The sequence below is a fragment of the Streptomyces sindenensis genome (genome assembly GCF_014649035.1).
GTDB lineage: Bacteria > Actinomycetota > Actinomycetes > Streptomycetales > Streptomycetaceae > Streptomyces > Streptomyces sindenensis.
Genome location: NZ_BMSG01000025.1, coordinates 21,448 through 43,480 on the forward strand (window position 1 = coordinate 21,448; position 22,033 = coordinate 43,480).

Consider the following 22,033-nt stretch of genomic DNA (forward strand, 5'->3'; position numbering starts at 1 on the left):
GCCCGCACCCCGGCGTCACGTCTCAGAGCAGGGAGTCCAGCGGGACCGACGGGTCGGCGAGGGCGTCCGCATCGTGCTGCTGGCGGGCCCGGATCAGCTCCTGGATCGTCTCGGTGACATCCCACACGTTGACGTTCATCCCGGCGAGGATCCGGCGGTCCTTGAGCCAGAACGCGATGAACTCCCGCTTCCCGGCGTCGCCCCGGATGATCACCTCGTCGTAGGAGCCGGGCGGGGCCCAGCCGGAGTATTCGAGGCCCAGGTCGTACTGGTCGGAGAAGAAGTACGGGATCCGGTCGTACGTCACGTCCTGGCCGAGCATGGCGCGGGCGGCGGCCGGGCCGCCGTTCAGGGCGTTGGCCCAGTGCTCGACGCGCAGCCGGGTGCCGAGCAGCGGGTGGTGGGCCGCGGCGACGTCCCCGGCGGCGTAGATGTGCGGGTCGGAGGTGCGCAGCGAGGCGTCCACCGCGATGCCGCCGCCGCGGGCGCGCTCGGCCATCTCCAGCCCCGCGGCCTCGGCGAGGGCGGAGCGCGGGGCGGCGCCGATCGCGGCCAGGACGTCGTGGGCGGGGTGCTCCTCGCCGTCGTCGGTGCGGGCGGTGAGGACCATGCCGTCCTGGCCGGTGATCTCGGTGAGGCGGGCGCCGAAGTGGAAGCGGACACCGTGCGAGCTGTGCAGTTCGGTGAAGATCTGGCCCAGCTCGGGGCCGATGACCTGGTGCAGCGGGGTGGGCTCGGGCTCGACGACGGTCACCTCGGCGCCGTAGCCGCGGGCGGCGGCGGCGACCTCCAGGCCGATCCAGCCGGCTCCGGCGATGACCAGGTGGCCGTTGTCGCGGCCAAGGGCGGCGAGCACGTTGCGCAGCCGGTCGGCGTGGGCGAGGCGGCGCAGATGGTGGACGCCGGCCAGGTCGGTGCCGGGGATGTCGAGGCGGCGCGGTTCGGAGCCGGTGGCCAGCAGCAGCTTGTCGTAGTGGATGACGGTGTTGTCGCCGAGCCGCACGGTCTTCGCGTACCGGTCGAGCGCGGTGACCGGCTGTCCGAGGTGCAGTTCCACGTCGGCGCCCGCGTACCAGGGGCGTTCATGGGTGAAGACGCTGTCCCGGTCGGCCTTGCCGTCCAGGTATCCCTTGGAGAGCGGGGGGCGTTCGTAGGGGTGGTCGCGCTCGTCGCCGATGAGGATCACCCGGCCGGTGAACCCTTCGGCACGCAGTGTCTCGGCCGCCTTCGCCCCTGCGAGTCCCGCTCCGACGATGACGAACGTCTGGTGTGCGTCGACCACGTGATGCCTCCTCAGTGCTGTGCTGCGCGGCGCCCCCACAGCTGCGAGCGTCCCGCACGCAGCGTGATGGCGAAAGAGGGTGTGCCCCGGACAGGTCACACCCGGTGGTCAGAGATCCGGCCCCTTCCAGTCTGCCGGTCAGCCGCGACGGGCGGTGAGTGCGGCGTGCAGGGATCGTGCGGAGGCGTCGGTGAGGGCGGCGATCTGGTCGATCAGGACCCGCTTGCGGGCGTGGTCGTCGGGGGCCCGGTCGAACAGGGCGCGGAAGTGCGGCTCCAGGCCCTCGGGGGCGCGGGCGGTGAGGGCGGCGGCCAGCTCGGCGATGACGATGCGCTGGTCGGCGCGGAGGGTCTCCTGTTCGGCGCGCTGCATCACGTAGCGGTCGGCGACCGCCTTGAGGACGGCGCACTCGTTGCGGACGGCGCGCGGGACGACCAGCTCGGCGCCGTACCGGCCGAGGCGGCCGGGGCCGTACACCGCGCGGGTGGCGGTCTCGGCCTCGGTGCAGAACCGGCCGATGAGCTGGCTGGTGGCGTCCTTCAGGCGGGCCTGGGCCACGGCGGAGCCGTCGTAGCCGTGCGGCCACCAGTCCTGGTCGATCAGCCGGTCCAGGGCCTCGGCCAGCTCCTGCGGATCGGTGTCGGCGGGGACGTAGCGGCCGATGGCGACCGCCCAGATCTCGTCGCGCTCCGGTTCGGCGTAGAGGCAGTTGGGGTCGATGTGGCCGGCGTGCAGCCCGTCCTCGAAGTCGTGCACGCTGTACGCGACGTCGTCGGACCAGTCCATGACCTGGGCCTCGAAGCAGGTGCGGTCCTCGGGGGCGCCCTCGCGGGCCCAGGCGAAGACCGGGAGGTCGTCGGCGTACACCCCGAACTTCGCCGAGTGCGGGTCGGTGGGGTGCGCGCCGCGCGGCCAGGGGTACTTGGTGGCGGCGTCCAGCGCGGCCCGGGTGAGGTTGAGGCCGACGCTGACCAGGTCGCCGGTGCGCGGGTCGCGGACGAAGCGCTTGGGTTCCAGGCGGGTGAGCAGGCGCAGGGACTGGGCGTTGCCCTCGAAGCCGCCGCAGTCGGAGGCGAAGTCGTCGATCGCCTGTTCGCCGTTGTGGCCGAACGGCGGGTGGCCCAGGTCGTGGGCCAGGCACGCCGTCTCGACCAGGTCGGGGTCGCAGCCGAGGACGGCCCCCAGCTCGCGGCCGACCTGGGCGCACTCCAGGGAGTGGGTGAGCCGGGTGCGGGGGCTGGCGTCCCACTGGTGGGAGCGGGTGCCGGGGGTGACGACCTGGGTCTTCCCGGCGAGCCGTCGCAGGGCGGCGGAGTGCAGGACCCGGGCGCGGTCGCGCTGGAAGGCGGTGCGGCCGGGCCGCTTGTCCTCCTCGGTGTCGAAGCGCTCGGTGTCGGCGGGCCCGTAGGGGCTGGTCTCCGTCGTCCTCTGTGCGCCCCGTGTGCCGAGTGCCGGTTCTGTCCCGTGTGCGCCCTGTGTGCCGTCCATGCTCCCGACAGTAGCGACCGGGACGGACAACGGGCGTGAGCGGACGGGGATGTCAGGCGGAAGCGAGCGAGCTCATGGCGTCGGCGGGGGCGAGCGCGGCGCGTGCCTGGTCGTAGCGGTGCAGGACGAGCCGGGCCATCGCCGGGTGGGCGCCGAGCGGCGCGGCGGCACGGTGCGGTACGGCGTCGGCGCAGGCGCCGGCGAAGCGGCCGGGGGCGGTGAAGTACGAGGCGAGGAAGGCGCGGTGGCGTCCTCGGGCGGCGAGTGCGCGCAGGGCGGCCGGGACGGTGGGCGTGTTGGCCGAGGCGTACGCGGGGACGACGGGCACGCCGAGCCGTTCGGCGAGCAGGCGGGCGGTACGCCGGGTGTCCTGGGCGGAGTCGGGGTCGCGGGACCCGGCGGCGGCGAGGACGACGGCGGTGTGGCGGTCGCCGTGGTCGGCGGCGTCCCAGCCGGCCTCCACGAGCCGCCCGTACAGCGCCTCGACGAGCAGCGGGTGCGGCCCGAGGGGCGCGGCGATCCGGGTCCGTACGGCGGGGGCGGCGGCGGTCGCGGCGGGCAGGTCGCGCTTGACGTGGTGGCCGCGCCCCAGGAGCAGTGGTACGAGGACGGCTTCGGCCCCGCTCAGGCTGTCCAGGGTGTCCGGGAGCAGCGGCGCGTTCAGCTCGATGTGGCCGAGCCGGACGTCCAGGCCGGGGCGCAGGTCGCGGATCCGGTCCAGGAGGGCCAGCACGGTGCGCAGGGCCTGCGGGTCGCGGCTGCCGTGCGCCACGGCGACCAGGGCCGGGGCGGGCGCGCCGTTGTCCGCCGCGGGGCGGTCGGGGTACCGGGTGCGGTGCATGGGTCTGGGGGTTCCGTTCGGGGAGGCGAGGCTGAGCTGTGCGCCGAGGTGGTCGGTGACGCGGGCGAGTCGGTGCGCGGTGCTGTCGGTCGGCGGGGGTGGCTGCTGGGGGTGTTCCGGGGCCGGCTCCGTCATGGACCGATGGTGCCGGGCGGAGGTTGCCGGGCCGTTGCGTGGGGGTCACCGGTGTTTTCCGCCGCCTCACGGCGGGGGCGGGGGCGGTGTGCGGGGCCCCGGAGGGGCGGTGTGCGGCCGGTGTCGGACGCCACAACCGGGGCGGCGGGCGAACCTTTGCGGTGTCCCGGTCGTCAGGTGGGGTGGGGCGCGGTTACGCGTGCGGCGCGGCCGGCGGACGGACGACGCGGGGACGAGTGGGGACGAGTGGGGGTTGCGGTGCGTGGGAAGAGCGGGGAGAGAGGGAAGCGGCTCGGGCGGCGGCTGAAGGAGGTCCGGTGGCCGGCCCGGCTGCGGCTGCCGCGTACCCGGCGGGGGCAACGGCGGCTGGTGCAGGGGCTGATGGTCGCCTGTGTGCTGGCGCTCGTGCCCGCGACCTGGATGCGGCTGGAGGCCGGTGACCGGGTGGGCACGGTGGCCGAGGCTCCGGTGCGGGAGGTCGCCGTGGTGTTCGGGGCCGGGCTGTGGAACGGCAGGCCGACCCCGTATCTGGCGCACCGGCTGGACACGGCGGCGGAGCTGTACCGCACCGGGAAGGTCAGGGTCGTCCTCGTCACCGGGGACAACAGCCGGGTGGAGTACGACGAGCCGGACGCGATGCGCACGTATCTCACCGGGCGCGGGGTGCCCGACGAGCGGATCGTGAGCGACTACGCCGGATTCGACTCCTGGGACTCCTGTGTCCGGGCCAAGAAGATCTTCGGGGTCGACCGGGCGGTGCTGGTGAGCCAGGGCTTCCACATCCACCGGGCGGTCACGTTGTGCCGGTCCGCCGGGATCGACGCGTACGGCGTCGGGGTCGACGAACCACGGGATTCCGTCTGGTACTACGGCGGTGTCCGGGAGCTGGCCGCATCCGGCAAGGCGGCCCTGGACGCCGTGTTCCAGCCCGACCCGCGCTTCCTGGGACCCGAGGAGCCGGGCGTGGCGGAGGCGCTGGCGGCCGGGGCGCGCTGACGGGCCGGCCCGCCCGGGGCGCGGTGCGGCCGTGCTCCGGGCGGGTGCACCCTGCGGATCCCGAGCGTGCGTGCCGGGCGTCGCACGGCAGACGGACGACGGGCGACGGACGACAGGGCCTAGGAGGCGTCCGGTGTGCGTCCGGTGATCCACCGTCCCCCGGGGATGAGCACCCCGCCGGTCCGCAGCGAGCGGGTCACGGCGGTGGCGGCGAGGTAGACCCAGGCCCGTACGGGGTGCCCGTCGCCGGAGCCCGTCGGCTCGACCTCGCGGACGACGCGTTCGTACAGGTTGCGCGGGTGGCCGGGGCCGAGGAACTCCTCCAGGTGGTCCAGCAGCCCGAGCAGTTCCCCGTAGACCCCGGGCGCGGCGACGAGCAGGGTGCCGTGGACGCGGCCGTGGCCCTCGACGGCGTACGGGTAGCCGGGGCCGTCGTAGAGCAGGGCCCGGGGCAGCACGGCCGGGCGCTCCCCCGTCGTACGGCCCCGGAGGAAGAGGTCGTGGTTGGGTTCGCCCGGCAGGAGGGTCCCGTACACGAAGAAGGGCAGTTCGGCGTCGGCGCCGCCGCCGCCCGGGTCGGGGGTGGTCATGACCTCCGCCGTCACAGGGCTGCCGGAGGAGCCGTCTCCGCCGTCACCCAGCCGAGGTAGCGGGCGCTGCCCCGGATCACCGGCAGGGCGATGATCTCCGGCGTGTCGTAGTCGTGCTCCCGCTGGATGTGCTCCTCCAGCTCGTCGTAGCGCTCCGCCGTGGTCTTGAGGAGCACCTGCCACTCCTGTGCCGACTCGATGGCGTTCTGCCACCGGTAGACGGAGGTGACGGGGGCGGAGATCTGCGCGCAGGCCGCCAGCCTGGCCTCCACCGCCGACCGGGCCAGGGCGTGGGCCTTGGCCTCGCTGTCGGTCGTGGTCAGGACGGTCAGCCATGCCGGCGGCGCTGTCATCGTCGGTCTCCTCGGGATGCGGAATGCGGACTACGGCGGGCGTTCTGCCCGTGGGCCTTCGATGTGATTGTCGGCCCCCCGGGCGTCAGGCGCCGTACGGACGGGCGTTTCTGGCGTCGCGCAGGGCGGTGCCCCACCACACCAGCTGGTCCAGCAGGACCTTCGCGGCCGCGTCGGCGGGGCCCGGGTCCCGGTGGCGCCCCTCGTCGTCGAAGAGGGCGCCGGCGTTGTGGAAGGACACGGTGTCGCGGACCGTGACGGTGTGCAGCTCGGCGAAGACCTGCCGGAGCTGTTCGACGGCGCGGAGCCCGCCGGAGATGCCGCCGTACGACACGAAGGCGACGGGCTTGGCCTGCCATTCGGCGCTGTGCCAGTCGATGAGGGTCTTCAGCGGTGCGGGGAACGAGTGGTTGTACTCGGGGGTGAGGACGACGAAGGCGTCGGCCGCCGCGAGCCGTTCGGAGACCGCCGCGAGGCGCGCCGCCTCCTCCGGTCCGGGGCTGAAGGTGATCACGGTGGGCAGGCCGGCCTCGGCGACGTCGATCAGATCGGTCCCGATGCCGGGGTGTTCGGCCGCGCGGGCCAGGAACCAGTCGGCGATGACGGGTCCGAACCGGCCGTCGCGGTTGCTGCCGAGGATGACGGCGACCTTGAGGGGGGTGGTGGGCTGGGTGGATGCGGCTGTGGTGTCCATGGGGACGACCTTTCAGCCTCAACCATGGTTGAGGTCAAGCCCCGCCCGGGCGGGCGGGCGCGCCGCATACGGTGGCCGCATGACGACGCAGCCGCCCGCGCCCCACATCGAGTTCGACGGCCGTCCGGCCACCGAGGAGACCCTGCGGATCCCCGCCCTGTACGGCTTCGGCCACTTCACCGCACTCCAGGTGCGGGACGGCCGGGCGCGGGGTCTGGGCCTGCACCTCGCGCGGCTGGACGCCGCGAACCGGGAGCTGTTCGGTCTGCCGGTGGACGGCGACCGGGTGCGGGGGCTGATCCGGCACGCCCTGGACGGGGCGGGGCGGCGGGACGCCTCGGTGCGGGTGAACGCCTATCAGCCGCCCGGGGCGACGCGTACGACGTTGATGGTGACCGTCCGGGAGCCCGCCGTCATGCCGTCCGGGGCGCGGAGTCTGATGTCGGTGCCGTACGCGCGCACCGCCCCGCACATCAAGCGGCCCGGTGAGTTCGGGCAGACGTACTACGGGGTGCTGGCGGGGCGGGCGGGGTTCGACGACGCGCTGCTGACCGCGCCGGGCGGCGTGGTGACCGAGGGGGCGGTCACCAACATCGGTTTCCGGGACGGGGCCTCGGTGGTGTGGCCCGACGCCCCGGCGTTGACCGGCGTCACGATGGCCCTGCTGGAACAGGGCCTGGAGCGGGCCGGACGGCCCTCGGTCCGCCGTCCGGTCACGCTGGACGGGCCGGACGGGGTGGGCCGCTTCTCCGCCGCCTTCGTCTGCAACTCGCAGGGCATCGCACCGGTGCGGCGGATCGACGACACCGTGTTCGCGGTGGACGAGGAGTTGATGAAGGACCTGGGCGCGGTGTACGACAGCGCTCCGGAGGACACCGTGTGACGCTCCCCGTACCGCAGGGGGGTGGGCGGCCCCGGCCGTGCCGGACCATGGGGGGATGCAGATCCATATCGAGGCCTCGGCCCTTCCCGGCCGCGCCTGCGGCCCGGACAGCGACTTTCCCGGCCACGAGAACATCCATGTCGGCGTCCAGCGCAAGGACCGGCCGGGCGAGCTGCTCGACCCGCACCCCGGCGACGCCCCCTCCGCGTCGTGGGTGCTCGACTGCGAGGCCACCGTGGCGGAGGACGGGGTCGTGGTGTCGGGGCCGTACATCCAGAACCGGCTGGGCGGGCGGTTCGTCTATCTGTCGTGGGGCACGGTGGACGAGGCCGGGGTCTTCACGATGTTCCGGCGCGCGAAGCTGATGTTCAGCGACATCGACCCGGATGTGCTCGCCGCCGCCGCGCGCTCCGGGCATCTCACCGGGCGGCTCGGGCTCACCGACGCCAAGGGGCAGCCGCTGTGCGCCCGGGTGCGTCCGCCGCAGATCACCTGGAGCGCCACGGGCGGGGCGTGACCCGCGGGTGACGGCCGGCCGGAGGCGGAGCCGACACCGCCCCCACCGGTCCAGGGGGGAGTGGACCGGTGGGGGCGGGTGCCGTGGGGGGCGGGAATCCGTCCCGTGGGGGGTGTCTTGCGTGTGCCCGGGGTCCACGAGGCCACGCATGTGATGTGCATCACACTTCAGACGGGCGTCTCACCCGATCGGCACCCGGCGCGGCAGCACGGACCGAACGGCCCAGCCACACCGCCGCGACCTGCGGCGATCCACTCCGGCAAGGGTGCCGCGCCGGTCCGTACGGGTGAAAGCTGACCCCACGTCAGAAGGCGTGGCGGGCCGCTCCCCCGTTGGCTCGGGGCAGGACACACCCGCTCGCGCCGTCTGCCCGGAGGATCCCCATGCGCAGTCCTGCCCGCCTCGTGACCGGCACCGTCGGTGCCGCGTTCACCGTCATCGCGTTCGGTCTCACCGCCGCCGCTCCGTCCGCGTACGCGGGTGACTTCGGCCGTCTGGAGATCACCCCGGCGACCGCGCCCCCCGGCGCCACCATCACCGTCAACACCACCGCCTGCGGCAAGAAGGGCTCGGGCATCGGCGACGCGAACGAGCTGGACGCCGGGGACTTCGAGATGCGCCCCGGCACCCACAAGGGCCTCCTGGTCGGCCAGTTCACCGTGCCGCACGACACCCGGCCGGGTGTCTACGAGATCGTCGTCTCCTGCGACAACGGCAAGGACGCGGCCGGCGACCTCAAGGTGATCGGCGGCGGCAAGCACGAGAAGCCCATCCACGACCGTCCGTCCGGCCATGTGCGGACCGGGGTCGGCGGCAGCGTCGAACCGAACTCCACGCAGGTCGCCCTCGGTGTCGGCGTGATCGGCCTGGCCGCTGTCGGCGGACTGTGGCTGCTGCGCCGCCGCTCCGAGGGCGCCGAAGGAAGCTGATCCGAGGGCGCCGCCGAAATCCCCTTCCGCCGGCGCCACAGGAAGCCGCACCGCCGCTTCCCCCCTGACCGGGCGGGGCGCGTCCCCGAGCGCGTCCCGCCCGCCCCGGACCACCGACCGAGGACGACGCCGTGTCACCGAGCGCGCAGAAGGCCAAGGGCTGGCTGGTGGGCATCGCCGTACTGTGCGGCATCTGGCTCATCCAGAACGGGCCCGGCGGCCAGCTGATCCCGCCGCAGCCCTCCAGCGCCCAGGCCTTCGCCGCCGGGCCCCAGCTCCAGCCCGGCTCCCCGGTCGCCGAACCGCTGAACCCCTCCGACCCGGTCCGTATCCGCATCCCGGTCATCGAGGTGGACGCGCCGATGACGCCGCTGGGGCTGGCCGCCGACGGCAGCCTCGACGTACCGCCGGACGAGGACCGCAACCTCGCGGGCTGGTACGAGGACGGCGTCCCGCCCGGCGTGAAGGGCACCGCGATCGTCGCGGGGCACGTGGACAACGCCGAGGGCCCGTCCGTCTTCTACGCCCTGGGCGCCCTGACCAAGGGGACCCGGGTCGAAGTGGACCGCAGGGACGGGCGCACGGCCGTGTTCTCGATCGACGCCATCGAGGTCTACGACAACGACGACTTCCCCGACCAGCGCGTCTACGGCGACGCGCCGCACGCCGCGCTCCGGCTGATCACCTGCGGCGGCGGCTTCTCCGAGGAGACCGGCTACCAGGGCAATGTGGTGGCGTACGCGCACCTCACGGACGTGCGCTGACCGCCCGGCCCGGGATCGCTCACGCGTTCCACTGGTCGAAGCCGAGCTTGGCGACCAGCGAGAACACCACCGTCAGCAGCACCGCCCGGACGAAGCCGCTCCCCCGGCTCAGCGCCATCCTCGCCCCGATCATCCCGCCCGCCAGGTTGAAGACCGCCATCACGGCGGCGAGCTGCCACAGCACACTGCCCTGGTACGCGAACATCGCGAGCGCCCCCGCGTTGGTGCACACGTTGACGATCTTCGCGGTGGCCGACGCGGTCACCAGGTCGAGGTGGAGCACGGCGGTCAGGGCCAGTACCAGGAAGGTGCCGGTGCCCGGCCCGAACAGTCCGTCGTAGAAGCCGATCCCACCGCCGACCAGCACGATCGCCATGATGATCCGGCCCCGGGCCACCGGCCGGTCCGTGCCGTCGCCCGCCGCGGCCGTGCCGAAGGACGGGCGCAGCAGCACGAAGGCCGCCACCCCCAGCAGCACGACCATGATCACCGGGCGGAGCACCTCGCTGCTGATCCCGGCGGCGAAGAACGCCCCCGTCATCGACCCGGCGAGTGCCATCAGGCCGATCCGCACCGCAAGACCCACCCGTACCGGAGCCTTGCGCAGGAAGGTCACCGCCGCACCCGAGGTGCCGACGATCGCGACGGCCTTGTTGGTGCCGAGGACCTGCGCCGCCGGTACGTGCGGCAGGCCGAGCAGCAGCGCGGGCAGGAGCAGCAGTCCGCCGCCGCCGACCACCGCGTCGATCCAGCCCGCGGCGGCCGCGGCGAGGCAGAGGAGGATCAGGGTCGTCAGGGATATGTCAGGCACGAGCCGACATTAGACGCCTGTCGCGTCCGCCTCCTCACCCGGTCCCTCACAGGGCCCCCGCCCGGCCGCTGAGCGCAAGGTTCCGCCCGGGAAACAGACGGGATGCGGCCGGGTAACACCGCCCGATCAGGCTCGGGGCACAAGGACAACCGACGGAGGCCACTGAGATGCCGGAGCCCACCTTCGAGCCGCGCACCACCGCCGCCGCCTCGAACACCACCCCGAACACCCAGGCGCACACCGCCGTCCCGACGATCGTGGTCGTGGGGCACGGCATGGTCGGCCAGCGGTTCCTGGAGTCCCTTGCCGAGCGCGGGCTGACCCCGGCGGCCGGCGGCGCCCGGGTCGTCGTGCTGTGCGAGGAGCCCCGGCCCGCCTACGACCGGGTGCGGCTCACCTCGTACTTCGCCGGGCAGAGCCCCGAGGACCTCTCGCTGGTGGAGCCGGACTTCATGGCCCGGCACGGCATCGAGCTGTACGTGGGCGACCCGGCCACGGCCGTGGACCGGGCGGGGCGGACGGTGACCGCGCGGTCCGGGGCGGTGTTCCCGTACGACACGCTGGTGCTGGCGACGGGCTCGTACCCGTTCGTGCCGCCGGTGCCGGGGAAGGACGCCCGGGGCTGCTTCGTGTACCGGACGATCGAGGACCTGCTCGCGATCGAGGAGTACGCGAAGGGCGCGGCGACCGGTGCCGTGGTCGGCGGGGGGCTGCTGGGTCTGGAGGCGGCCGGGGCGCTGAAGGGGCTCGGGCTGGCCACCCACGTCGTGGAGTTCGCGCCCCGGCTGATGCCGGTCCAGGTGGACGAGGGCGGGGGTGCGGCGCTGCTGCGGACGATCCAGGACATGGGCCTGACCGTCCACACGGGTGTCGGCACACAGGAGGTGACCGCGGCCGAGGACGGGGCGGTGACCGGGATGTCCCTCTCCGACGGATCCTCGCTCGCCGTCGATCTGGTCGTCTTCTCCGCGGGCGTACGGCCCCGGGACCAGCTGGCCCGGGAGTGCGGCCTCGCGGTCGGCGAGCGCGGCGGGATCGTCGTGGACGAGGAGTGCCGGACGTCGGACCCGGCGGTGTTCGCGATCGGCGAGTGCGCGCTGGCCGCCGACGGCCGGGTGTACGGGCTGGTCGCGCCGGGCTACGACATGGCCCGGACGGCGGCCGAGGTGATCGCGGGCGGGCGGTCCGCGTTCACGGGGGCGGACCTGTCGACGAAGCTGAAGCTGCTCGGGGTGGACGTGGCCTCGTTCGGCGACGCGCACGGGGCGGCCGAGGGCTCGCTCGACGTCGTGTACTCCGACGCCCGCGCCGGGGTCTACAAGAAGCTGGTGATGGGCCCGGACGGGACCCTGCTGGGCGGGGTGCTGGTCGGGGACGCGGAGCAGTACGGCACGCTGCGGCCGCTGACGGGCTCGGTGCTGCCCGTCGCCCCGGAGCAGTTGGTGCTGCCGGCCGGGTCCGGCGGCGGCCCGGTGTCGCTCGGCCCCGGCGCGCTGCCCGACGAGGCGGTGATCTGCTCCTGCCACAACGTGACCAAGGGCGCGATCTGCGAGCACACCACGCTGCCCGAGGTGAAGAAGTGCACCAAGGCCGGTACGGGGTGCGGCAGTTGCCTCAAGGTGATCGGGCAGCTGATGCCGCCGCCCGAGGACTCGGGGCTGTGCGGCTGCTTCCCGTACAGCCGCAGCGAGCTGTACGAGATCGTCCGCACCCTGGAGGTCACCTCGTTCGCCGGACTGCTCGACTCGCACGGCCGGGAGGAGGCGCGGGGCGGCGACGGCTGCGAGGTCTGCAAGCCGACGGTCGGCTCGGTCATCGCCTCGCTGGCGCCCACGGTCGGCGCGAGCGGCTATGTGCTGGACGGCGAGCAGGCGGCGCTCCAGGACACCAACGACCACTTCCTCGCCAACCTCCAGCGCAACGGGTCGTACTCGATCGTGCCGCGCATCCCGGGCGGTGAGATCACCCCGGAGAAGCTCATCGTCATCGGCGAGGTCGCCCGCGACTTCGGCCTCTACACGAAGATCACCGGCGGCCAGCGCATCGACCTCTTCGGCGCCCGGGTCGACCAACTGCCGCTGATCTGGACCCGGCTGGTGGACGCGGGCTTCGAGTCCGGGCACGCGTACGGGAAGTCCCTGCGCACGGTCAAGTCCTGTGTGGGGCAGACCTGGTGCCGCTACGGCGTGCAGGACTCGGTGAAGATGGCGATCGACCTGGAGCTGCGCTACCGGGGCCTGCGCTCGCCGCACAAGCTGAAGTCGGCGGTCTCCGGCTGCGCCCGCGAGTGCGCGGAGGCCCGGGGCAAGGACTTCGGGATCATCGCCACCGCCCAGGGCTGGAATCTGTACGTCGGCGGCAACGGCGGGGCCACCCCGCGCCACGCGGACCTGCTGGCCCAGGACCTCTCCGACGCCGAACTGGTGCGGCTCATCGACCGGTTCCTGATGTTCTACATCCGTACCGCCGACCGTCTTGAGCGCACCTCCGCCTGGCTGGAGCGGATCGACGGCGGCCTCGACCACGTCCGGGACGTGGTCGTCCACGATTCGCTGGGGCTCTGCGAGGAGCTGGAGCGGCTCATGGCCGACCATGTCGCGGGCTACCGCGACGAGTGGGCCGAGACCATCAACGACCCGGAGCGGCTGCGCCGGTTCGTCACCTTCGTCAACGCCCCCGACGCCCCCGACCCCTCGGTGAGGTTCATTCCGGAGAGGGACCAGATCAAGCCGGATCTGGACCTGCTGGCCGGACCCGTCCTCGCCGTCCGCACCCTCGAAGGGACCGCATCCTGATGGCAACCGCGACGATCACGACAGCGCGGGGCACCGGATCCGTCCGGCTCGCCCACGGCAAGGACTGGCTGACGGTCTGCGAACGGGGACTGCTGATCCCCGGCCGGGGGGTGGCGGTGCTGCTGCCCGACGGGGACCAGGCGGCCGTCTTCATGGACCGGGCGGGCCAGGTGTACGCGATCGGCAACCGGGACCCGTTCACCGGGGCGTACGTCCTCTCGCGCGGGCTGCTCGGCTCGGCGGGCGGGCGGCCGTTCGTGGCCTCACCGCTGCTGAAGCAGCGCTTCGACCTGGCGACGGGGGCGTGCCTGGACGACGAGGAGGTGTCGGTGCCGGTGTTCGCCGTACGGGCGGACTGACAGCCGGTCCGCGGGCGGGGCGGGGGCCTGCGCAGTTCCTCCGCCGCCCGTTCACCTTCGCGTGACGCCCCGTCAATTGCCGCCTCCTACAGTCCTGACGCGCGACCCGCCGGCCTGTCCGGGGCGGCGGGCCACACTCATGCGTGGAGTGATCGTGGAACGTCGGAACTTCTTGCGCACCGCGGTGATCGGCGGCTCGGCGGCCGCCTTCGGCGGCACCCTGTGGCGGGGTGCCGCCTTCGCCGACCCGGCCCAGCCGGCCCCCGGCCCGTACGGCGCGCTCCAGGCGGCCAACGGGGACGGGATCCGGCTGCCGGGCGGCTTCACCAGCCGCGTGATCGCCCGTTCCGGGCAGACCGTGCCCGGCACCTCCTACCGCTGGCACAGCGCGCCCGACGGCGGCGCCACGTACGCCGACGGCGCGGGCTGGATCTATGTCTCCAACGCCGAGGTCTCCCCGAGCAGCGGGGGCGGGGCGAGCGCGGTGCGGTTCAACTCCTCGGGGACGGTGACGGCCGCGTACCGCATCCTGGGCAACACGAACAACAACTGCGCGGGCGGCGCCACCCCCTGGAAGACCTGGCTGTCCTGCGAGGAGGTCACCCGGGGGTACGTCTACGAGACCGACCCGTGGGGCGTGGACGCGGCGGTGCGGCGTCCGGCGATGGGCCGCTTCAAGCACGAGGCGGCGGCCGCGGACCCGGACCACGGCTACATCTATCTGACCGAGGACGAGAGCGACGGCCGCTTCTACCGCTTCCGGCCCACGACCTGGGGGGATCTGTCGAGCGGCACGCTTCAGGTGCTGGTGGCGGGCACGGGCACCTCCGGCCCGGTGAGCTGGGCGAACGTACCGGACCCGGCCGCCTCCTCCACCCAGACGCGGCACCAGGTGTCCGGGGCGAAGGTGTTCAACGGCGGCGAGGGCTGCTTCTACGCGGCGGGCACCTGCTGGTTCACCACCAAGGGCGACAACCGGGTGTGGGCGTACGACGCGACCACCTCGTCGATCTCGCTGGCCTACGACGACTCCCTGGTGACGGGCGGCTCCGCCCCGCTGACCGGGGTGGACAACGTCACCCGGTCCGGGTCCGGCGACCTCTACATCGCGGAGGACGGCGGGAACATGGAGATCTGCCTGATCACGCCGGACGACACGGTGGCCCCGTTCCTGCGGATCACCGGGCAGTCCGGTTCGGAGATCACCGGGCCCGCGTTCTCGCCGGACGGCAGCCGGCTCTACTTCTCCTCGCAGCGCGGGACGAGCGGAAGCTCCTCCGGCGGCATCACGTACGAGGTCAAGGGGCCGTTCCGCAGCTGACGCGGAAGGGGGCAAGGGCGGGGGCGGACTCGGACGCCCGCGTGCGCCGGGGCTCCCCCGTGCCCCCGGCGCACGCCGTTGCGGTCGGCCGGCTCAGGCCTGGCCCTCGGCGGCGGCCGGGTCCATCCACACGACCTCCCAGATGTGGTGGTCGGGGTCCTGGAACGAGCGGCCGTACATGAAGCCCATGTCCTGCGTCTCGCCCGCCGGGGACCCGCCGGAGGCCAGCGCCGCGTCGACGATCTCGTCGACCTTCTCGCGGCTGTCGGCGCTCAGGGCGAGGATGACCTCGGTCGCCGTCGAGGCGTCGACCACGTCCTTCTTGGTGAACTCCTTGAAGCGCTCCTCCGTCATCAGCATCGCGAAGATCGTGTCGCTGATCACCAGGCACGCGGTCTTGTCGTCGGTGAAAGCCGGGTTGGTCGTGAAGCCGAGCTTCCCGAAGAAGCCCACCGTCGTCTCCAGGTGCTTCACCGGCAGGTTCACGAAGATCATCTGAGCCATGGTCGTTCCCTCTTCTTCTCTCCCGTGGCGCCCGCGGTGCTCCGTCCGGCGCTTTCGATGGGTAGACGGCGGGGCCGTGCGGAACTCATCGCCGTTCGGCGGACGAATCTCTCCGGGGCGGCGACGGGGCGGCGGGGGTCCCCAGGACCTAGTGGAGGGTCAGCGGGGCGCCTCCGCGCAGCAGGGAGCCGCCGAGCGGGGTCAGGGTGTGGAGGACCGAGCTGCCGTGGCGCAGCGTCAGGACCAGGCCCGCCTCGCGCAGCACGGAGGCGTGCTGGCTCGCGGAGGCCAGCGACACCCCGGCCCTGCGGGCGAGTTCGCTGGTGGTGCAGCCCGTCCCTATGGAGGAGAGGACGGCCGAGCGGGTGTGCCCGACGAGCCGGCCGAGCCAGGGGCCCGGCTCGGCGAAGACCGGGGCGCCGGGGTTGGTCACCGGGTAGACGAGGACCGGAGGCAGCGACGGGTCCCGGTAGACGACGGGCGTGCCCCGGCAGAAGAAGGACGGCTGGAGCAGCAGTCCGCGCCCGTCCAGATGCAGATCGCGGTCGACCGGGTAGTCCGCCTCCAGCACGGGTGAGCGCCACCGGATCGTCGGCGGCAGGGTGGCCAGCAGCTCGTCCGTGCCGCCGTCCAGCAGGGCCCTGCCGCGCACAGCCCGGTCCGCCTCGACGCTGGCCCTGATGTGCGGCCAGTAGGGCTCGACGGCCGCCTGGTGGTAGCTGCGGAGTGCTCCGATGAGCCGGGTGAGCGGTTCGGCGCGGCCCTCCATGAGCGCGGCGGGCAGCGCCGCGCCCGCCTTTCCCGCTCCGGCGGGCCGCTGACCGACCGGCCGGTCTGTCCGCTGCCGCGTCCGGGCTGCGGCCAGCAGCTCCAGTTCCGCGTGGACCCGGTCGGCGGGAGTGTCGCGCAGGGCCTCCATTCCGACGTCGAGCCCGAAGGGTTCGGCGCCTTCCTGAGAGGGCGTCAGAAAATCCGGGAAATAGCCGCGGGGCGGAACGACCGCCGCCAGCAGCTGCGCTTCACCATTCAACCGCGCCCGGGATTCCGTACGCCATTTCCCGAACACCGTCGAGGCGCGCCGGTCCCTGAGCCGGTGAAAACTCAGAATGGTTTCCCACAAGGCGTCCGGTCTCGTGGCCATCCGCACCCGCGAAAGGTCCAGCCTGGACATATGGATCCTTAGCACTGCTCCCCCACCTGTTGCATCCGCAATTGCCCCCACCGAAGGGTATGCGGACCGTCACAGGAGGTCACCACGGGGTTTCGGCCAGAAGTGAAAGGTGTCGCCCCGTTCCGCTTCACCGATAAGGCTGTACGACGTCGGGTACGCATCCGGTGCCCACCGGATGAGCACGTGAAGGCCGTGGGGGGCTTTGTGTGTTCGGCGGCGGTGGGCGACGGTGCGGCTCCGTACCCGACGGGGGTAAGCCGGGTGCGGTCCATGGGTGGGGATCCATGGACCGCACCCCGGTCCGGCACCCCGACCGTCACCCGAATTTCTTTGCGCATTAAACAAAGCAATGTGCTCTGCGCCACATTCTTCGCGCGTCATTCGATGCGCGCTTCTGACGCCTTGTCCGCACGGCCGGTCATTTCCGTGCACGCAAGGCGAAGCGGCGGCACAGCGAAGCGGCGGCACCCCCGCACAGGGTGCCGCCGCTTCTCGGTGCTCCGGGGCCGCCGCCGGGCCGGTGCGCCCGGTGAGGGCCGGGCTCGGCTTCCGGGGCGGTCCCGGAGGGGCAGGCCGCTCGGCGGCCTTGGTCGGTGGGCAGGGCTGTTCGTGCAGCCCTGCCCCTGAGGTCCGGGGTGTTCGTGCACCCCGGACCGTGAGTCCGGGTCAGCGGCTGTCACTGCCCCGGGACTCGGCTGCGGCCCGGCCGGCCTCAAGACGGGCGACCGGGATGCGGAAGGGCGAGCAGGACACGTAGTCCAGGCCCACCTCGTGGAAGAAGTGCACCGACTCCGGGTCGCCGCCGTGCTCGCCGCAGACGCCGAGCTTGAGGTCCGGGCGGGTGGCCCGGCCGGCCTCGACGGCGCTGCGGACCAGCGAGCCGACGCCGTCCTTGTCGATCGTCTCGAACGGGGAGACCCCGAAGATGCCCTTCTCCAGGTACGCGGTGAAGAAGGAAGCCTCCACGTCGTCGCGGGAGAAGCCCCACACCGTCTGGGTCAGGTCGTTCGTGCCGAAGGAGAAGAACTGCGCGGCCTCGGCGATCTGGCCCGCCGTCAGCGCGGCGCGCGGCAGCTCGATCATGGTGCCGATGGTCAGCTTGAGGTCGGTGCCGGTGGCGGCCTGGACCTCCTCGATGACCCGGTCGGCCTCCTCGCGGACGATCTCCAGCTCCTGGACCGTGCCGACGAGCGGGATCATGATCTCGGCGCGCGGGTCGCCCTTGGCGTTCTTGCGGTGGGCGGCGGCCTCGGCGATCGCCCGGACCTGCATGGCGAACAGACCGGGGATGACCAGGCCGAGGCGCACGCCGCGCAGGCCCAGCATCGGGTTCTGCTCGTGCAGCTTGTGCACGGCCTGGAGGAGCCGCAGGTCGTTCTCGTTGGCGTCCTTGCGGGACTCGGCGAGCGCGACGCGGACCGACAGCTCGGTGATGTCGGGCAGGAACTCGTGCAGCGGCGGGTCCAGGAGGCGGACGGTGACGGGCAGCCCGTCCATCGACTCGAACAGCTCGATGAAGTCGGCCTTCTGGAGCGGGAGCAGGGCGGCGAGAGCGGTCTCGCGCTCGTCGTCGGTGTCCGCGAGGATCAGCTTCTCGACCATCTCGCGGCGCTCGCCGAGGAACATGTGCTCCGTGCGGCACAGGCCGATGCCCTGGGCGCCGAAGCGGCGGGCCCGCAGGGCGTCCTCGGCGTTGTCGGCGTTGGCCCGTACGCGCAGCCGGCGCACCCGGTCCGCGTACGCCATGATCCGGTGCACGGCGGCGACCAGCTCGTCGGCGTCGTCGGCGCCCGCGTGCATGCGGCCCTCGAAGTACTCGACGACCGGGGACGGTACGACGGGTACCTCGCCCCGGTAGACCTTGCCGGTGGAGCCGTCGATCGAGACGAGGTCGCCCTCCTCGATCACGATGCCGCCCACCGTCATCCGGCGGCGCTTGGTGTCGACCTCCAGGTCCTCGGCGCCGCAGACACAGGTCTTGCCCATGCCGCGCGCCACGACTGCGGCGTGCGAGGTCTTGCCGCCGCGCGAGGTGAGGATGCCCTCGGCGGCGATCATGCCTTCGAGGTCGTCGGGGTTGGTCTCGCGGCGGATCAGGATGACCTTCTCGCCGGAGCGGGACCACTTGATCGCGGTGTACGAGTCGAAGACGGCCTTGCCGACGGCGGCACCGGGCGAGGCGGCGATGCCCCGGCCGAGCAGCTCGGTCTTCGCCTCGACGTCGAAGCGCGGGAACATCAGCTGGGCGAGCTGGGCGCCGTTGACCCGCTGGAGGGCCTCGGCCTCGTCGATCAGGCCCTGGTCCACGAGCTGGGTGGCGATGCGGAAGGCGGCCCCGGCGGTGCGCTTGCCGACCCGGGTCTGGAGCATCCAGAGCTGGCCGCGCTCGATGGTGAACTCGATGTCGCAGAGATCCTTGTAGTGGTTCTCCAGGGTCTCCATGATCTGCATGAGCTGGTCGTACGACTTCTTGTCGATCGACTCCAGATCGGCGAGCGGCACCGTGTTGCGGATACCGGCGACGACGTCCTCGCCCTGCGCGTTCTGGAGGTAGTCGCCGTAGACGCCCTGGTGGCCGCTGGCCGGGTCGCGGGTGAAGGCGACGCCCGTACCGGAGTCGGGGCCGAGGTTGCCGAAGACCATCGAGCAGACGTTGACGGCCGTGCCGAGGTCGCCGGGGATGCGCTCCTGGCGGCGGTAGAGCTTGGCCCGGTCGGTGTTCCACGAGTCGAAGACCGCGTTTATGGCGAGGTCCATCTGCTCGCGCGCGTCCTGCGGGAATTCGCGTCCGGCCTCGGACTCGACGATCTTCTTGAACTGCTTGACCAGCTTCTTCAGGTCGGCCGCGGCGAGGTCGGTGTCGACCGTGACCTTCTTCGCGTGCTTGGCGGCCTCCAGGGCCTCCTCGAAGAGTTCGCCGTCGACGCCGAGGACGGTCTTGCCGAACATCTGGATGAGACGGCGGTAGGAGTCCCAGGCGAAGCGCTCGTCGCCGGACTGGGTGGCGAGACCGGCCACCGAGGCGTCGGAGAGGCCGATGTTCAGGACGGTGTCCATCATGCCCGGCATGGAGAACTTGGCGCCGGACCGGACGGAGACCAGCAGCGGGTCGTCGGCCTGGCCGAGCTGCTTGCCCATGCGCTCTTCCAGCGACGTGAGGTGCGCACTCACCTCGTCGCGCAGCGCGGTCGGCGCGTCACCGCTCTCCAGGTAGACCTTGCAGGCCTCGGTGGTGATCGTGAAGCCCGGAGGGACGGGCAACCCGAGGTTGGTCATCTCGGCGAGGTTGGCGCCCTTGCCGCCCAGAAGATCCTTCAGATCCTTGTTGCCCTCGGTGAAGTCGTAGACGAACTTCTGGGGATCTTTGTTTTCCGACACGGGTCTCGACTCCTCGAGGACGCGGTGGCTGCCCTGACGGCGAGGAACATACCCAGATCGAAGGTGTATGGGTACGTCCACTTGGTCGTCATGCGGCCGCAACCACCCGTCCGCCAGCAGATCGAAAGGGTCGCCCGGCCGGAGCGCAGGAATCCTTGCCTTCACCTCCTGAAGGCGGCATGGCCGAAACTTGACCATAGCCGCTCACCTGAGCGGAGACTGGAGCAGGTGAGTCCACTTCTCGAAGAGAAGAGGGTGGCACTGAGTGCCACGTCTTCCAGAAGTGCAGTCGCCCCTATTCCGCTCATCTGAGCGCAACCCCGATCAAGGGTGGCGTGAATCACGCCCGATTCGGACCCCGGATTTCAGGATCCGGACGCCTCGGGACGCCTCAGGCAGTCGCTGAGCACCCCGAGATCCACCTCTTCCAGGCTACGGGCGAAGGTCCTCCCCCGCGCGGGGTCGACCGGCAGCAGCGAGGGCACCACCAGCACGGCACACCCCGCGGCGTGCGCGGACGCGGTCCCGTCCGGGGAGTCCTCGACGGCGACGCAGGCCGCCGCCGGGACCCCGAACCGGGTCGCCGCGGCCAGGTACGGATCGGGATGCGGCTTGGTCCGTACGGTGTCGTCGGCCGAGAGCGTGAAGGCGAAGGCGGCCTCGGCCAGCGCCCCTGCCACCACCGCGTCCACGACACTCCGGGGTGAGGCGCTGACCAGGGCGAACGGCACCCGGTGCCGCTCCAGGGCGGCCAGCAGGGCGGCGGCCCCGGGGCGCAGCGGGGCCCCCGCGTCGACCTTGCGGCGGAAGGAGCCGGTGAGCTCGGCGGCGACGGCGGGCAGCCCGTCCGCCGTCCCGCCCGTCACCGCGATCAGATGAGCGGCGGTGTCCGCGACGGCCCGGCCGACGACTTCGGGCGCGTCCGCGTCGGTGAGCCGGTGGCCGAGTCCGGCGGCGACCTCGTGGGCCGTCTCCCACCAGAGGACCTCGGTGTCGACGAGGGTGCCGTCCATGTCGAACAGCACGGCCGCGGGCGCGGGCGCGCTCATGCCGTCGCCGCTTTCCCGGTCGGCTCGTCCGTCGCGGGAACGGCCGGGACGACCAGCACCGGGCGCGGTACGGGCGTGACCCGGGCCCGTACGCCGGGCAGCAGGTCGGCGGCGTCCCGGGACGCCAGGTCGGCCTTGACCGCCACGCCGTCCGGGAGGTCGAGCAGGACCCGGGTGACCGAGCCGAGGAACGAGGCGGAGACGACGGTGGCCGTGCCCTCGGGATCGGCCTCCACGCGGACGCCCTCGGGCCGGATCAGGACCTCGACGGGCCCGCTGCCGCCCGGGACCCCGCCGTCGGCCGGCAGGACCGGCAGGGTGCGGCCGGCGACCTCGACCGAACCGGTGCCGGTCAGCCGGCCCGGCAGCCGGTTCATGGTGCCGACGAACTCGGCGACGAACGCGGTGGCGGGACGTTCGTACAGCTCGGCCGGGGGCGCGCACTGCTCCAGGCGGCCCGCGTTGAGGACGGCGACCCGGTCGGCCAGGGAAAGGGCCTCCTCCTGGTCGTGGGTGACGAAGATGGTGGTGATCCCGAGCGCGAGCTGAAGGCGGCGGATCTCCTCGCGGAGGGCGAGCCGGACCTTGGCATCGAGTGCCGAGAGCGGCTCGTCCAGCAGCAGCACCCGGGGGCGCAGGGCGAGCGCGCGGGCCAGGGCGACGCGCTGCTGCTGGCCGCCGGACATCTGGTGCGGGAAGCGGCCGCCGTGGTCGGGCAGCCCGACCAGGTCGAGGAGTTCGGCGGCGGTGGCGTGCCGCTCGGCGGCGGACACCTTCCGTACGCGCAGCCCGAAGGCCACGTTGTCGCGGGCGTTCAGGTGCGGGAAGAGGCTGTAGGACTGGAAGACCATTCCGGCGTCCCGCCGGTTGGCGGGGACCCGGGTGATGTCCTCGCCGTCGACCAGGACCTCGCCGGAGTCCGGCTGCTCGAACCCGGCGAGCACCCGCAGCGCGGTGGTCTTGCCGCAGCCGGAGGGGCCGAGGAGGGCGAGGAGTTCGCCGGGTTCGGCGGTGAGGTCGAGCCCGTCGAGGGCGACGGTCGGGCCGAACGCGCGGCGCAGCGAGCGGAACTCCACCCGGGCTCCGGCGGCGGAGGGCGCGCCCCCGGCGGCCCGCGCCGGACCTGGACGGCGGTCGGCGGTGGCGGCGGGCGGGACGGGCAGGGCTGACATG

General features: G+C 72.8%; 20 protein-coding genes. 8 read left to right on the plus strand and 12 right to left on the minus strand.

The annotated features are described in order from the left end of the window. Positions 1-22: 22 nt before the first annotated feature. The 3 genes from IE145_RS23870 to IE145_RS23880 form a co-directional block, all read right to left on the minus strand. Positions 23-1,282, minus strand: a complete 1,260-nt coding sequence (locus IE145_RS23870) for an NAD(P)/FAD-dependent oxidoreductase (protein WP_189527494.1) — start codon at positions 1,280-1,282, stop codon at positions 23-25. Between the two features lie 138 nt (positions 1,283-1,420). Further along, positions 1,421-2,770, minus strand: a complete 1,350-nt coding sequence (locus IE145_RS23875) for a deoxyguanosinetriphosphate triphosphohydrolase (RefSeq protein WP_189527495.1) — start codon at positions 2,768-2,770, stop codon at positions 1,421-1,423. A gap of 52 nt (positions 2,771-2,822) precedes the next feature. After that, complete coding sequence (locus IE145_RS23880) at positions 2,823-3,746, minus strand: sirohydrochlorin chelatase (protein ID WP_189527496.1); 924 nt, start codon at positions 3,744-3,746, stop codon at positions 2,823-2,825. Positions 3,747-4,004: 258 nt separating this feature from the next. On the opposite strand from IE145_RS23880, the gene IE145_RS23885 reads away from it, so the two are divergent. Then, complete coding sequence (locus tag IE145_RS23885; RefSeq protein WP_373296625.1) at positions 4,005-4,742, plus strand: SanA/YdcF family protein; 738 nt, start codon at positions 4,005-4,007, stop codon at positions 4,740-4,742. A gap of 119 nt (positions 4,743-4,861) precedes the next feature. Here IE145_RS23885 and IE145_RS23890 read toward each other — a convergent pair whose 3' ends face one another. The 3 genes from IE145_RS23890 to IE145_RS23900 form a co-directional block, all read right to left on the minus strand. Then, positions 4,862-5,332 (minus strand): gamma-glutamylcyclotransferase family protein, encoded by a 471-nt coding sequence (locus IE145_RS23890; protein WP_373296626.1) that lies wholly within the window; start codon positions 5,330-5,332, stop codon positions 4,862-4,864. Between the two features lie 11 nt (positions 5,333-5,343). Further along, positions 5,344-5,685, minus strand: coding sequence for a divalent-cation tolerance protein CutA (gene cutA / locus IE145_RS23895; RefSeq protein ID WP_189527498.1), 342 nt, complete (start codon positions 5,683-5,685; stop codon positions 5,344-5,346). 85 nt (positions 5,686-5,770) lie between these two features. Further along, a complete protein-coding gene (locus tag IE145_RS23900) occupies positions 5,771-6,379 on the minus strand; it encodes an NADPH-dependent FMN reductase (protein ID WP_189527499.1) in 609 nt (202 codons plus the stop codon). Positions 6,380-6,458: 79 nt separating this feature from the next. Here IE145_RS23900 and IE145_RS23905 point away from each other — a divergent pair, with 79 nt between their 5' ends. The 4 genes from IE145_RS23905 (at position 6,459) to IE145_RS23920 (ending at position 9,472) form a co-directional block, all read left to right on the plus strand. After that, positions 6,459-7,262 (plus strand): aminotransferase class IV family protein, encoded by an 804-nt coding sequence (locus IE145_RS23905; RefSeq protein ID WP_189527500.1) that lies wholly within the window; start codon positions 6,459-6,461, stop codon positions 7,260-7,262. A gap of 55 nt (positions 7,263-7,317) precedes the next feature. Continuing rightward, positions 7,318-7,779: a DUF5990 family protein gene (locus IE145_RS23910; RefSeq protein WP_189527501.1), complete on the plus strand. Its 462-nt coding sequence runs from the start codon at positions 7,318-7,320 to the stop codon at positions 7,777-7,779. Between the two features lie 383 nt (positions 7,780-8,162). Continuing rightward, positions 8,163-8,708 (plus strand): GVDTG sorting domain-containing protein, encoded by a 546-nt coding sequence (locus IE145_RS23915; protein WP_189527502.1) that lies wholly within the window; start codon positions 8,163-8,165, stop codon positions 8,706-8,708. Between the two features lie 131 nt (positions 8,709-8,839). After that, complete coding sequence (locus IE145_RS23920; RefSeq protein ID WP_189527503.1) at positions 8,840-9,472, plus strand: class F sortase; 633 nt, start codon at positions 8,840-8,842, stop codon at positions 9,470-9,472. A gap of 19 nt (positions 9,473-9,491) precedes the next feature. Here IE145_RS23920 and IE145_RS23925 read toward each other — a convergent pair whose 3' ends face one another. Next, positions 9,492-10,283 (minus strand): TSUP family transporter, encoded by a 792-nt coding sequence (locus IE145_RS23925; protein WP_189527504.1) that lies wholly within the window; start codon positions 10,281-10,283, stop codon positions 9,492-9,494. Between the two features lie 167 nt (positions 10,284-10,450). Here IE145_RS23925 and nirB point away from each other — a divergent pair, with 167 nt between their 5' ends. The 3 genes from nirB (at position 10,451) to IE145_RS23940 (ending at position 14,758) form a co-directional block, all read left to right on the plus strand. After that, a complete protein-coding gene (gene nirB, locus IE145_RS23930; protein WP_189527505.1) occupies positions 10,451-13,078 on the plus strand; it encodes a nitrite reductase large subunit NirB in 2,628 nt (875 codons plus the stop codon). Next, positions 13,078-13,437: a nitrite reductase small subunit NirD gene (nirD, locus tag IE145_RS23935; RefSeq protein WP_189527506.1), complete on the plus strand. Its 360-nt coding sequence runs from the start codon at positions 13,078-13,080 to the stop codon at positions 13,435-13,437. The genes nirB and nirD overlap by 1 nt, the downstream gene beginning before the upstream one ends. 154 nt (positions 13,438-13,591) lie before the next feature. Continuing rightward, the gene (locus IE145_RS23940; RefSeq protein ID WP_189527507.1) at positions 13,592-14,758 is read left to right on the plus strand and encodes an alkaline phosphatase PhoX; all 1,167 of its coding nucleotides are present in this window, start codon (positions 13,592-13,594) and stop codon (positions 14,756-14,758) included. A 93-nt stretch (positions 14,759-14,851) separates the two neighbouring features. Here the strand turns inward: IE145_RS23940 and IE145_RS23945 are convergent, their stop codons facing one another. The 5 genes from IE145_RS23945 to IE145_RS23965 all read right to left on the minus strand — a co-directional run bounded on the left by IE145_RS23945 (position 14,852) and on the right by IE145_RS23965 (position 22,032). Next, positions 14,852-15,262, minus strand: a complete 411-nt coding sequence (locus tag IE145_RS23945) for a VOC family protein (protein ID WP_189527508.1) — start codon at positions 15,260-15,262, stop codon at positions 14,852-14,854. A gap of 148 nt (positions 15,263-15,410) precedes the next feature. Next, a complete protein-coding gene (locus tag IE145_RS23950) occupies positions 15,411-16,448 on the minus strand; it encodes an ArsR/SmtB family transcription factor (RefSeq protein ID WP_189527509.1) in 1,038 nt (345 codons plus the stop codon). A gap of 651 nt (positions 16,449-17,099) precedes the next feature. Then, on the minus strand, positions 17,100-19,811 hold the full coding sequence (gene ppdK / locus IE145_RS23955) for a pyruvate, phosphate dikinase (RefSeq protein ID WP_189527510.1): 2,712 nt from the start codon (positions 19,809-19,811) through the stop codon (positions 17,100-17,102). A gap of 365 nt (positions 19,812-20,176) precedes the next feature. Beyond that, positions 20,177-20,860: an HAD family hydrolase gene (locus tag IE145_RS23960; protein ID WP_189527511.1), complete on the minus strand. Its 684-nt coding sequence runs from the start codon at positions 20,858-20,860 to the stop codon at positions 20,177-20,179. Continuing rightward, positions 20,857-22,032 (minus strand): ABC transporter ATP-binding protein, encoded by a 1,176-nt coding sequence (locus IE145_RS23965; protein ID WP_229825776.1) that lies wholly within the window; start codon positions 22,030-22,032, stop codon positions 20,857-20,859. Before IE145_RS23965 ends, IE145_RS23960 begins: the two co-directional genes overlap by 4 nt. Position 22,033 lies beyond the last annotated feature (1 nt).

Coding starts and splice junctions, on each gene's coding strand:
- IE145_RS23915 (WP_189527502.1), top strand. CDS start 8,163: ATGCGCAGTCCTGCCCGCCTCGTGACCGGCACCGTCGGTGCCGCGTTC.
- IE145_RS23945 (WP_189527508.1), bottom strand. CDS start 15,262: ATGGCTCAGATGATCTTCGTGAACCTGCCGGTGAAGCACCTGGAGACG.
- nirD (WP_189527506.1), top strand. CDS start 13,078: ATGGCAACCGCGACGATCACGACAGCGCGGGGCACCGGATCCGTCCGG.
- IE145_RS23905 (WP_189527500.1), top strand. CDS start 6,459: ATGACGACGCAGCCGCCCGCGCCCCACATCGAGTTCGACGGCCGTCCG.
- IE145_RS23965 (WP_229825776.1), bottom strand. CDS start 22,032: ATGTCAGCCCTGCCCGTCCCGCCCGCCGCCACCGCCGACCGCCGTCCA.
- IE145_RS23875 (WP_189527495.1), bottom strand. CDS start 2,770: ATGGACGGCACACAGGGCGCACACGGGACAGAACCGGCACTCGGCACA.
- IE145_RS23880 (WP_189527496.1), bottom strand. CDS start 3,746: ATGACGGAGCCGGCCCCGGAACACCCCCAGCAGCCACCCCCGCCGACC.
- nirB (WP_189527505.1), top strand. CDS start 10,451: ATGCCGGAGCCCACCTTCGAGCCGCGCACCACCGCCGCCGCCTCGAAC.
- cutA (WP_189527498.1), bottom strand. CDS start 5,685: ATGACAGCGCCGCCGGCATGGCTGACCGTCCTGACCACGACCGACAGC.
- IE145_RS23960 (WP_189527511.1), bottom strand. CDS start 20,860: ATGAGCGCGCCCGCGCCCGCGGCCGTGCTGTTCGACATGGACGGCACC.
- IE145_RS23910 (WP_189527501.1), top strand. CDS start 7,318: ATGCAGATCCATATCGAGGCCTCGGCCCTTCCCGGCCGCGCCTGCGGC.
- IE145_RS23900 (WP_189527499.1), bottom strand. CDS start 6,379: ATGGACACCACAGCCGCATCCACCCAGCCCACCACCCCCCTCAAGGTC.
- IE145_RS23890 (WP_373296626.1), bottom strand. CDS start 5,332: ATGACCACCCCCGACCCGGGCGGCGGCGGCGCCGACGCCGAACTGCCC.